Genomic DNA, 11,538 nt, shown 5'->3' with positions numbered 1-11,538 from the left:
GAGGAGCTGATGAAGTGGACCAAGCGTGGCCCTTGCTGGGACCTCGCGGTGCGCGTTTGCATGGCCGTGATATTCGACGAGATGGAACCCGAGGAGGCCCGCAAAGCATTCCTGGCTGCCGCGATGGAGGAGGGGACGTTAATTCCCCCAACGACAAATAGCTAAATTGTTTTGCGGTATAAGGTTCTATGTGTCTCTGACCAACACCGCCTTCCAGAAAGGAGCCCGCCGCCGGTGAGGGACAGGCGACGGACCCCCTCAGCGGCTGCATCCACGAAGACTCGACCGCTGCAAGTTCTAACCCCGCGAGGGCCTACATCGTTCCCTACAACCTGGGTTGGTCGGCAGGCTTGTGCCGCTCTAAGTTCCCCTTATGGCAACCCATTGGTTCTCCCCTCCGGTTCCTGTGACGACTGACCGTGCCGGTATGACCCGGAACGTGAACAACGTCGAGGCAGCCGGACAGGAGCTGATGAAGTGGACCAAGCGTGGCCCCAAATGGAACCAAGCGGTGCGCGTCTGCATCGCCTGCATTTCCGACGAGATGGAACCTGAGGAGGCACGAAAGGCATTCTTGGCTGCTGCCGAGGAGGAGGGGTGCTGCGCTCGTCTGATTAGGGCCGAATGTGCCAGTTACCCGAGCCCAGTTCCCAAACATTCCTGATCCCTAATGCAACCATTCCCTGATCTCCGAGTTGCGCGACAGGCGGGGAACCTCGGCCGACATGACAAAGCGCGACAAAGCTGGGCATAAGTCCCTTGCGGACGCCGTTCGGCAGTTGATCGGAACCGAAGACAATCGTCGTCATGTACAGAAGCTGTTTGGGCCAGTCGAAACAGAGCTAACCCCAACCCTAGCTTCATTACTTGAGGCGATTGGTAAGGCCAGAGACGACGAAACTCCCTAGCCGCTCTAAGTTCAGCCTCATGGCAACCCTCGGCATTGGCGCCGACTTGCTGGAGCTTTTCATGAAGGCCCGCGATGCAGGCTGAGCCGGACGAGGAAGATCAGCGCTGACCTACCGTTCCAGGGCGGGCCTCGGGTAAGGCATTTCAGATTTAAAAGGAAGGTCGGTTAATACCCCTCGGCGTCAGGCTTGACAGCGGTCCCATGTCGATTGTGAGTGCCGCCTTCCTCCTCTATGCGCGTGATCTCGCCGGCAAGCTCGATCTGCTGACCTCTCTTGATCTTGGACGTGCTGTCCACGATGCAATGCGGGAAGCCGTAGCTCGGAATCGAGACGCTTGTCCGGTCCTCAATGACCCGCCTACGTATCGTGGCCGTGATCGCAACCAGTGCCCCGCGCCAGACGCTTGAGTCTGGAGCGGACGGTGCCTAGTCAAGATATTGCTAATATACATTCGGCCTGCAAGCTTCGCCGTTGGCGAGGCGGCCCAGCGGCTTGGTTGCGGGGGGGACGGCAGCTAGAGGCCGCTGGGCCTTGACGACCAGCGAGCTTAAGAGGAGGCCCTGTGCTGGCTGGTCAAAACCTTGCGCTTAGGGCAACGGAAAAGCATCATTCGAACGAACACTTTTCGTCAACGAGGAGGGAAGGGAATGCAATCGGCGGCGCTTACCCATTACATAGCCGGCCGTCAGCAGTGGTGACGACTGACACAGTTCGTGGAGTGGCGAGCGGAATCGTCGCTCAGCAATTACATTCTTCCACGATAGGGAATCCCAGACGCAGTGACCATGGTCTTGGCGTTGTCAAAACCGTGGTGTCAGCCAAAACAATGAAAACGCCGGAGCCTCTACGCCTTTGAAAAATATTGGCTTCCCGGGCCGGACGAAACTGCGAACTATGAGCTGCCGATTCCTCTCAAAACTGCGCCGCAGCCCGCCATCAAGACTCGCAAGCGTGACCGGGAGCGCGCCGTGCGCCTCCGATCAACCGGTGGGCCAAAACCATCTTTGAGGCAACGGGCAGTCGCACTCGCGAAGGAACGAGGCGTTGTGCGCACACACGATCTCACAGACATCGGCGTTCCCCGCTGTTATCTAACCCGGATGTGCGAGGGAGGGGCCGCTAATCAAGGTTCGCTATGGAGTCTACTGAGCAGCAGACGGGGAGGCGGCATAATTACCTTATGCGCGCCTGTCGGAACAACGTGATTGCGGCAAGGAGCGGACGTTGCCCCGCCTATGCGGCTTGCTCACTCTAGCGTCGGGGCGGTCCGCAGACCGTTGAATCGAAAAATCGCTACGAAGCCCACGGGCAGACCTTAGCCTCCCGCGCTGAGCATTTCGACGATTGTTAAATCCAAAGAATCACCACAGGACGGTGGCCGTCGAGCGAGTTTTTAGCAGCCCATTTCCGCAGCCTGTTAATGTGCAACTTGGGAAGCTGCCGACATCAATTCCTCGGGATTCGGCGCTCTGAAGGTGTTGAGGCCATCCTCCAGAACTTCAGTGAAGTTCCAGCGTACGATGCCCGCCCGGTCGATTAGGAACTGACCGACAAGCTGCGCCTGGCTGGAAGCCATCGCCTGCTGATCGACTTCCGTAATCTCATAACCTTCCTTCTTGTTAAGAAATTCATTCATTGCCATGACGTCCATAGGCTCGGGCAACTCGCCCGGGAGATGGAACGGTATCGCCATGACCGTGTCCATCCCGACCTCGCGCAAGCCGAAAGCACGGTGCGAGGCTCGCTCCGGGTCGGATGCGGCGAGAAGATCGGGTGCCGGGTGGTAACGGAAATAGAGCCGCGCCCGCTCGACCGGCGTATTGACCACAGCCAGGCATTCGACGCCTTTCTCACGCAGGGCCGGCTTAAGTTGCGCCATCGCCGCGACATGGCGCCGGCAGAACGGACAGTGCAGGCCTCGGAACAAACCGATCAACAACGGGCTACGGCCTCGAAAATCATCGAGCGCGATCTTGCCTTCGCGTGAGATCGCATTGAGCACAACATTCGGTGCCCGGTCGCCCGGCTGCAGCGGGCGGTCAACACTACTCGTGGACATGGACAACCTCCTCGCCCTGGGTCAGTCAGGGAAGCAGCACACCTAGCGTTTCGGAGGCGATCAAGTGCTGGGGGCGAAAGCTTCCTGTGCCAAGGCAATAGCTTTCGACCTCTGCCATATTGCCGAGGTCGAGATTACGCGCGTTGCAAGCCCATCATAACACTAAAAAGCATCTGCGTCGCCAGTCCTGCGATCGGCTTGCGAAGAATAGGCGGGGCGGGCGAGGCCGCTATTCTGCGCTTGATTTCATCTGTCCTCGATGCTCCGACACGAGATCGAAGCGTAGGGAAAAATCGCACGCCGGCGTGCAAAATCGCGACTTGGCGTAGAAAAGGCGATGGCTCCCCGGGCCGGATTCGAACCAGCGACCAACCGGTTAACAGCCGGTTGCTCTACCACTGAGCTACCGGGGAACAGAGGCTCTCATGTGAGTGGGGCAGCCTATAGCAAACCCGTTTCGGCTTTGCAAAGAAGCATTTCGCATTTTTTCGGTGCTTTTTGGCGCAGGGCTTTCTGGCAATGGCCGGCGAGCGCCCTCATATGAGCTGTCTCTCGCCTGTCGGGGAACGGAAAAGGCCGTTGCGGCTTTCTCCGGCTGATGGTGCTACTGATGCAAACGGATCGACATTTCACATGACGGCAATGAGCGACGAACAGCCACCGGCCCGGAAAATCTCGGTCTTCGGCCGCCAGTTCACCATGCCGCGCTCGCGCGGCCTCAGGATTGCGATCGGCGTCGTGCTGATCATCGGCGGCATTCTCGGCTTCCTGCCGATCCTTGGGTTCTGGATGGTGCCGATCGGATTGCTGGTGCTCTCCTACGAATTCGCATTGGTGCGCCGTCACCGGCGCCGTTTCGTCGTCTGGTGGGAGCGGCGGCGGCGGCCGGACTGAGATTGCCCTGCTGACGCGCCGCTAGCCGGAAAATGCCGGAGGACGGCGTGCTCCGCCTATGCAATAGCTTCTGCATTACCGAGGTTGGTCGAAGCAGCTTTCCAGGCGTTCGCAAAGCTCCTTGAGGACGGCGGTGGCCGATGCCAGCCGCGCACGGTCGCGCGGTGGCAGGCTGTTTGCGCCTTCTATGCTGAGGCGGTCGATGGCATAGCGCACAAGCTCTGCAGACTGCGACAATCCGCGCGGTGTGCCGTCTTCCGTAGCTGCTCGACGCATGGCGGACCCTCCTATCTGCCCAACGTGGCCGCCGGTATCGGGTTCCTCTCGCCGAGAATCGTGCTTAACGATAAGCTAATATGTTATTGCTAGCATGGTATTGCGTTGATAAGCAGTGCCTCGATGTCGGAAGAACCGGTGGGAATGCATGGTGGCCGCTTGACGGCATTTTCGCCGCAACCTATTGGAGCCGGGTGGAACGCCGGGAGCAATGAGGCCTCGTGGCGGAGTGGTTACGCAGAGGACTGCAAATCCTTGCACCCCGGTTCGATTCCGGGCGAGGCCTCCAATGCCCGAGCTCCCGCGCGTCAGCGCCAGGGGGCTTCAGTTCCGGTCGAAACAGCCGCGGCCTCTGCGCGGCAAGCGGATGGTTGGAACATGAGCGCTGATTTTGCCGAACGCCGGGTGAAGATGGTCGACGGCCAGATCCGCACCACCGACGTGACCAGCGCGCCGTTGCTCGAGGCGATGCTTGTCGTGCCGCGCGAGGCCTTTGTCGGCGCCGGCCAGCGCGATCTCGCCTATATCGATGAGGACATCCGTATTGCCGATACGGCCGATGGCCCGCGCTATCTGATGGAACCGTCGCCATTGGCCAAGCTGATGCAGCTGGCCGATATCGGCCCAAGCGCTTCGGCACTCGATGTTGGCTGCGGCACCGGCTACGCGGCGGCGATCCTGTCGCGGCTGGCAAGGTCCGTGGTCGCGCTGGAAAGCAATCCGGCGCTGGCCGAAACCGCCACTTCGACGCTTGCCGCGCTGGGTTGCGGCAATGTCACGGTGGTCCAGGGGCCGCTGCCGCAAGGCCATGTTGCCAAGGCGCCTTACGACGTGATCCTGTTCGGCGGCTGCGTCGGGGAGGTGCCGGCGGCGCTGTTCGACCAGCTTGCCGAAGGCGGCCGACTCGTCGCCGTGGAGGGGCAGGGCAATTCGGGCGTAGCCCGGCTTTTTTTTAAGACTGGAGGGGTTGTAACGGGAAGACGCGCATTTAATGCGGCAATTAAGCCACTACCTGGATTTGAACGCATTCCCGCCTTCGAATTCTGAGTGATTTTGCCTTGCAGCGAAGGCGTTGTCATGATCGCTTGCGTTTGAACAATCGTTGCTGATCTGCATAACCGGGTGTTTCTTGGGGGCTTTCAGCGGGGGAACGATAAAAAACGCGGCGCCGGCTGATCAGAGGAGAAGCCAGCGTGGCGCAGTTCCCGTGCAAAACGAATGAGGGAATATAACGTGCCGTCTGTACGCAAGTTGCTTTTTACCGCTGTCCTCGTTTCGGCGACCGCGCTTTCTCCAATGGTCGCCTCGGCCGAAACGATCATCGGGGCCCTTTCAAAGGCCTACCAAAACAATTCCTCGCTCAATTCGACACGCGCCGGCGTCCGCGTCACCGACGAGGGCGTTGCAATCGCCAAGTCCGGCTGGCGCCCGACCATCACCGGTTCCGCGGACATCGACTACACCAGCACCCACGTCAATGGTACCAGTCGAACCGCACGCATAACTACCGGCAACTTTGGCGTCCAGATCAATCAAACCCTGTTCGACGGCTTTCAGACCAGGAACAATGTCGCGGCCGCTGAAGCGCGGGTCAGCGCCTCGGTCGAGAGCCTGCGCAACACCGAAGAAAACACCCTGTTCAACGCGGCAAGTGCCTATATGGACGTCATCCGCGACCGCCAGATCGCGGTGCTGACCGAACAGAATCTGCAATTCCTGACCGAGCAGGCGCGTGCGGCGCGTTCGCGCTTCGAGGTCGGCGAAGGCACGCGCACCGACGTCGCGCAAGCCGATGCTTCGCGCGCCTCCGCGGTGGCGCAGTTGAGCGCCGCCCGCGCGACAGCGCTGGCAAGTGCTGCGACCTATCGCCAGATCGTCGGCGACGAGCCGGGCAGGCTCAGGCCGGCTTCGCCGCTGTCAAAGCTGTTGCCGTCGAGTCTCGATGCAGCGATTGCGATCGCATCGGCCGAACATCCGGCCATCCTCGCCACCGAGCATCTGGTCGACGCGGCGGCGTTTTCGGTTAAATCGGCCGAAGGCGCGCTGCTGCCGCAGCTTTCGGCTAGCGCCGGCGTTTCCGGCGACTATCGCAACACGGTTCCGGGCGTCCTTGGGGCATCGCAGGATGGTACAAGGACGTCGGCGAACATCGGCGCGACACTGACCGTGCCGATCTATTCCGGCGGACGGACCTCGGCGACCGTGCGCCAGAACAAGGAATCGCTCAGCCAGGCGCGGATCGAAGTCGACGTGAGTCGCGACCAGGTGCGCCAGGCCGTGACATCGGCATGGACGCAATATACCGCCGCGCAGCAAAGCGTCACGGCCAACCGGCAGGTGGTCGCCGCCGCGCAGCTTGCCTTGAACGGCGTCATCGAGGAGCGCAATGTCGGCCAGCGTACCACGCTCGACGTTCTCAATGCGCAGGCGACCGTCATCACTGCCAAGATCAATCTTGCCAGTGCCGAACGCGACGTGGTGGTGGCAAGCTATGCCATCCTCTCTGCGGTTGGCCATTTGTCGGCAGACCGCCTTGCGCTCAATGTGACGAAGTACAGGCCGGAAGAGCATTACAACGCCGTCAAAGACAAGTGGATCGGCCTGCGCACGCCGGACGGCCGCTGATCGCCAGGCCGTGGTTTCAGCCCGCGCTCGAACGACGCGCGGGCTTCCACTCCCGACCCTAATCTGTTGAAATCCGAGATGTCGCCAGATTGGGGATTCTCGCAGGGCGTTCCGTCGGTTACGCTGTCGCCATGATTCGAATCCGGCATTGCCGGACAGGAAATCTGAGAACGAGTCACAAGGGCGGCGGATGTGACGATGGCGACGGCAAGCAGCGTACAGCGCGAACCTTCCATGGAAGAGATACTGGCTTCCATCAGAAGGATCATCGAGGACAGCGATACCGGCCGCAAGCAGCCGGGCGACGCGGACGAGCTGCGCCAGGATCTGCAACCGGCGCCGGCAGCCGGACGGGCAGCGGAGGGCGATGCGTTCCGTTCCGAACTGCGCGGCGGACTGGAGATCGCCAAGCCGGCCACGCGGGCCGAGGTGCAGCCATCATCCGCGCCCGTCAATGCGTATACGGAAGTGCGTCCCGGCCCGGCAAAAGCGCCGGTCACTCTGGCTGAGGTGAACACCGCTCCCGAACCGCCCGCAAAGCCGGATCGGCCTGCGACGGCCAAGGCTGCCGAGACGACGGACACCATCATTGCCGATTGGCGGCGCGAGATCGCAGCGGTCGACGACGCGATGGCCAAGCCGGACCGGGCCGAGCCACCCCGGACGCCGGACGCCGGGCCAAAAGCCGAGGTTTTCGAAGACGAGGCGACTGCTGGACCTGCGCCGGAGCCTTCTGAAAATGGGCCGCAGTCTTCGGAAAGCGGCCTGGAACCTTCGAAAATCGGCCCGGGACCTTCGAAAATGGGATTGGCGAGTTCGGCGGCCAGCGAGGCGCCGTACTCTCGGCCGGCGATCCTTTCGGAACATACGGGGCGGCAGGTTGCCGCCGCCTTCGGCGAGCTTTCAGACGCATTTGCCAGCCGCAGCAAGAAGACCTTCGACGAGATGGCCGAGGAGATGCTGCGGCCGATGCTGCAGGACTGGCTGGACAACAACCTGCCGACGCTGGTCGAGCGGCTGGTGCGCGAGGAAATCGAGCGCGTCGCGCGCGGCGCGCAGTAAGTTCAGAAACCAGGACCAAAGGCTGTCTCCAGGCGGCGTCTTTATTGAGTTTGGACGCCACCCCTCCGGTGTCGAAATCGCCGCTGCCCCTCATCCGCCCTGCCGACAGGCGCCATCGGCGAAGCATCCAATCTTCCCCGTTGCGGGGGAGATGCCCGGCAGGGCAGAGGGGGGTGCTGTCCCTCCGGCCTCTCAACGATCGCAGCTACGCCTGCAGGCAATTGAATTTCCGAGATTGGGGAAGACAGACGTCGAAGGTGGCGATCCTTCCCACCCCCCTCTGTCCTGCCGGACATCTCCCCCGCAAGAAGGGAGATCGGATGACGCTTTGGCTTTCGCCAACCACCAATGCTGCAAGGCAGGGCAATGAGGGGCAGTGCAACCTGAAGCGATTGCCTTGCAACGATCACTTCCGCGAGTTGCACCTAACCATCCCAGCGCTATCTATTTGGCCATGCCGCCCTTGCGGTTGACTTGGCAACAACCTTCCGATTTACACCGGACCACAAATTCCGGACAGCGCGGACCGTTTTCCCATGCTCGAAAAGACCTACGACGCCAAAGCCGTCGAGCCGAAGATTGCCAGGATATGGGAAGAGGCCGACGCGTTTCGGGCCGGTGCCGGCGCCGAGGAGGGGGCTGAAGCCTTCACCATCGTCATCCCGCCGCCGAACGTCACCGGCTCGCTGCATATGGGCCATGCGCTCAACAACACGCTGCAGGACATTCTGGTGCGCTTCGAGCGCATGCGCGGCAAGAACGTCTTGTGGCAGCCGGGCATGGATCATGCCGGCATCGCCACGCAGATGGTGGTCGAGCGCCAGCTGATGGAAAAGCAGATCCATCGCCGCGACCTGACGCGCGATGAGTTCATCGACAAGGTGTGGGAGTGGAAGGCCGAGTCCGGTGGCGCCATCCTCAACCAGCTGAAGCGGCTCGGGGCCTCGGCCGACTGGAGCCGCGAGCGCTTCACCATGGACGAGGGCCTGTCGAAGGCAGTGCTCGAAGTGTTCGTGACGCTCTACAAGGAAGGGCTGATCTACAAGGACAAGCGCCTTGTGAACTGGGACCCGAAGCTGTTGACCGCCATCTCGGATCTCGAGGTCGAGCAGCAGGAGGTCAACGGCAACCTCTGGCACTTCCGCTATCCGATCGAAGGCATGACCTTCGATCCGGAAAATCCGAAGACCTTCATCACCGTTGCGACGACCCGCCCCGAGACGATGCTGGGCGATACGGCTGTCGCAGTCCACCCCGACGACGAGCGTTTCCGGCATCTCGTCGGCAAGAACCTCATCCTGCCGATCGTCGGCCGCAAGATCCCGGTGGTGGCGGACGAGTATTCCGATCCCGAAAAAGGCAGCGGTGCGGTCAAGATCACACCGGCGCATGACTTCAACGACTTCGAGGTCGGCAAGCGCCACCGGCTGCCGGCGGTCAACATCCTCACCGTCAATGCGGCGGTGAGCCTCAAGGACAATGAGGACTTTCTGGCCGGACTGGAAGTGACGCCGGAGCGCCAGGCCGTCTGGGACGGCCTCGATGGCCTGGACCGTTTCGATGCGCGCAAGAAGATCGTCGAGCTGATGGAGGCGGGCGGCTTTCTCGAAAAGGTCGAGCCGCATCGCCATGCGGTGCCGCACGGCGACCGCGGCGGCGTGCCGATCGAGCCGTTTCTGACCGACCAGTGGTATGTCAATGCGGCGGAACTGGCCAAGCCGGCGATCGCCTCGGTGCGCGAGGGCCGCACCAATTTCGTGCCCAAAAACTGGGAAAAGACCTATTTCGACTGGATGGAGAACATCCAGCCCTGGTGCATTTCGCGCCAGCTCTGGTGGGGCCACCAGATCCCTGCCTGGTACGGGCCGGACGGGCATGTCTTTGTCGAAAAGACCGAGGAAGAAGCGCTCGGTGCCGCCGTCGAATATTATCTGGCGCTGGAAGGGCCGTGGAAGGCCTGGGTCGAGGACAAACTCGAGAATTTCCAGCCTGGCGAGATCCTGACCCGCGACGAGGACGTGCTCGACACATGGTTCTCGTCGGCGCTGTGGCCGTTCTCGACGCTCGGCTGGCCGGACCAGACGCCGGAGCTGGAGACCTATTACCCGACCGACGTGCTGGTCACCGGTTTCGACATCATCTTCTTCTGGGTCGCCCGCATGATGATGATGGGCCTGCATTTCATGGACCAGGAGCCGTTTCATACCGTTTATGTGCATGCGCTGGTTCGCGACAAGAATGGACAGAAGATGTCGAAGTCGAAAGGCAACGTCATCGATCCGCTCGACCTCATCGACGAATATGGCGCCGATGCGCTGCGCTTCACCTTGACGGTGATGGCAGCGCAAGGGCGCGACGTTAAGCTCGATCCGGCCCGCATTGCCGGCTATCGCAATTTCGGCACCAAGCTGTGGAACGCGACGCGCTTCGCCGAGATGAACGAAGTGGCGCGCGACGACGATTTCTGGCTGCAGGACGCCAAGCTGGCGGTCAACCGCTGGATCCTGACGGAGCTGACGCGAGCCGCGCGCGACATAACCGACGGCATCACCTCGTACCGCTTCAACGAGGCGGCGGGTGCTGCCTACCGGTTCGTCTGGAACCAGTTCTGCGACTGGTACCTGGAACTGCTGAAGCCGGTGTTCATGGGCACCGACGAGGCCGCCAAGGCCGAGAGCAGGGCATGCGTCGCCTTCGTGCTGGACGAGATCTACAAGCTGCTGCATCCGATGATGCCGTTCATGACCGAGGAACTGTGGGCCGAAACCGCCGGCGAAGGCAGGCAACGGCCGTCGCTGCTTTGTCATGCGGCTTGGCCGTCGCCCGACTTCGAGGACGAGGAGGCCGCCGCCGATATCAACTGGCTGGTCGATCTCGTCTCCGGCATCCGCTCGGTGCGTTCGGAAATGAACGTGCCGCCGGCGGCGATCGCGCCCCTGATGGTGATCGGTGCCAATGAAACGACCCACCAAAGGCTTGAGCGCCAGGCATCGGCCATCAAGCGGCTGGCGCGGGTCGGCGACATCTCGCTGGTCAATGCGGCGCCCAAGGGCTCCGCCCAGATCGTCGTCAACGAGGCGACCATCTGCCTGCCGCTCGGCAGCCTGATCGACGTTACAGCCGAGGCAGCGCGCCTGCAGAAGGAACTTGCCAAGGTGACCGAGGAAATTGCGCGGCTTTACAAGAAGCTGTCCAACGAGAAATTCGTCGCCAACGCACCGGACGAGGTGGTGGAGGCCGAGCGCGAAAAACTCGCCGAATATCGCGAGGCGCAAGAGAAGCTTTCGGTGGCATTGACGCGGGTGCGCGATGCCGGCTGATCGAACAAATTGGGCCGGCTGATAGAGCAAATTGGGCCGGCTGATCGAGCAGATTCGCCGGGTCACGAATCTGCTTTCCAGATGGGCTTCCTGCCACGAAAACAGGCATTCCGCAGCGTAAATCTTGAGGCAAACTGAATGTTTTTGCCCCATTGTTGCCATAATGTAACAATGGGTGGCTGCGCACGCGAAATGCCCAGTTTTGTCGTGATTTAGGCGATTTTCCCGATTTTTCTCATTGATTTGTACCGAGCCAGCCATTTTCCCGCCTTGTCGAGAAGGCCGACACCTTGTCGGAAATGCGTTCGGCCAGGGTGTACATGTACGCACGGCGAATTCGTTGTTGCGCCATTAACCTGAATTGGTTCTAGCTTGATGGAATGACATTCGG

Annotated in this window: 9 protein-coding genes and 2 tRNA genes; 8 read left to right on the top strand and 3 right to left on the bottom strand. The window is 61.3% G+C overall.

The features are described from left to right. The first annotated feature begins 9 nt into the window (after positions 1-9). Complete coding sequence (locus tag NKH91_RS30045) at positions 10-165, top strand: DUF982 domain-containing protein (RefSeq protein WP_352885606.1); 156 nt, start codon at positions 10-12, stop codon at positions 163-165. Between the two features lie 208 nt (positions 166-373). Next, positions 374-664: a DUF982 domain-containing protein gene (locus NKH91_RS30040; protein ID WP_023720041.1), complete on the top strand. Its 291-nt coding sequence runs from the start codon at positions 374-376 to the stop codon at positions 662-664. Between the two features lie 1,664 nt (positions 665-2,328). On the opposite strand, the gene NKH91_RS30035 is transcribed toward NKH91_RS30040, so the two are convergent. Together NKH91_RS30035 and NKH91_RS30030 are read right to left on the bottom strand one after the other, a co-directional pair. Continuing rightward, on the bottom strand, positions 2,329-2,970 hold the full coding sequence (locus NKH91_RS30035; protein WP_287212788.1) for a peroxiredoxin-like family protein: 642 nt from the start codon (positions 2,968-2,970) through the stop codon (positions 2,329-2,331). A 338-nt stretch (positions 2,971-3,308) separates the two neighbouring features. Further along, positions 3,309-3,383, bottom strand: a tRNA-Asn gene (locus tag NKH91_RS30030). A gap of 220 nt (positions 3,384-3,603) precedes the next feature. Between NKH91_RS30030 and NKH91_RS30025 the strand changes: the two genes are divergently transcribed. Further along, positions 3,604-3,864, top strand: coding sequence for a hypothetical protein (locus tag NKH91_RS30025; RefSeq protein WP_023676401.1), 261 nt, complete (start codon positions 3,604-3,606; stop codon positions 3,862-3,864). A 75-nt stretch (positions 3,865-3,939) separates the two neighbouring features. Here NKH91_RS30025 and NKH91_RS30020 read toward each other — a convergent pair whose 3' ends face one another. Beyond that, positions 3,940-4,140: a hypothetical protein gene (locus NKH91_RS30020; protein WP_352643778.1), complete on the bottom strand. Its 201-nt coding sequence runs from the start codon at positions 4,138-4,140 to the stop codon at positions 3,940-3,942. A gap of 215 nt (positions 4,141-4,355) precedes the next feature. Between NKH91_RS30020 and NKH91_RS30015 the strand changes: the two genes are divergently transcribed. The 5 genes from NKH91_RS30015 to NKH91_RS29995 all read left to right on the top strand — a co-directional run bounded on the left by NKH91_RS30015 (position 4,356) and on the right by NKH91_RS29995 (position 11,147). Further along, positions 4,356-4,429 (top strand) — tRNA-Cys (locus NKH91_RS30015). 89 nt (positions 4,430-4,518) lie between these two features. After that, complete coding sequence (locus NKH91_RS30010; RefSeq protein WP_352951028.1) at positions 4,519-5,187, top strand: protein-L-isoaspartate O-methyltransferase family protein; 669 nt, start codon at positions 4,519-4,521, stop codon at positions 5,185-5,187. Positions 5,188-5,373: 186 nt separating this feature from the next. Beyond that, entirely contained in the window at positions 5,374-6,765 is a 1,392-nt protein-coding gene (locus NKH91_RS30005; RefSeq protein WP_023720047.1) for a TolC family outer membrane protein, read from the top strand. Between the two features lie 198 nt (positions 6,766-6,963). Then, positions 6,964-7,827: a PopZ family protein gene (locus tag NKH91_RS30000; protein WP_352844258.1), complete on the top strand. Its 864-nt coding sequence runs from the start codon at positions 6,964-6,966 to the stop codon at positions 7,825-7,827. A gap of 536 nt (positions 7,828-8,363) precedes the next feature. Continuing rightward, positions 8,364-11,147 (top strand): valine--tRNA ligase, encoded by a 2,784-nt coding sequence (locus NKH91_RS29995; RefSeq protein ID WP_352844256.1) that lies wholly within the window; start codon positions 8,364-8,366, stop codon positions 11,145-11,147. Positions 11,148-11,538: the final 391 nt, after the last annotated feature.

Source organism: Mesorhizobium sp. M0894 (assembly GCF_040319725.1).
Classification (GTDB): Bacteria; Pseudomonadota; Alphaproteobacteria; order Rhizobiales; family Rhizobiaceae; genus Mesorhizobium.
Note: the sequence above shows the minus strand (reverse complement) of the source record. Positions and strands in the feature narration are given on the sequence as shown.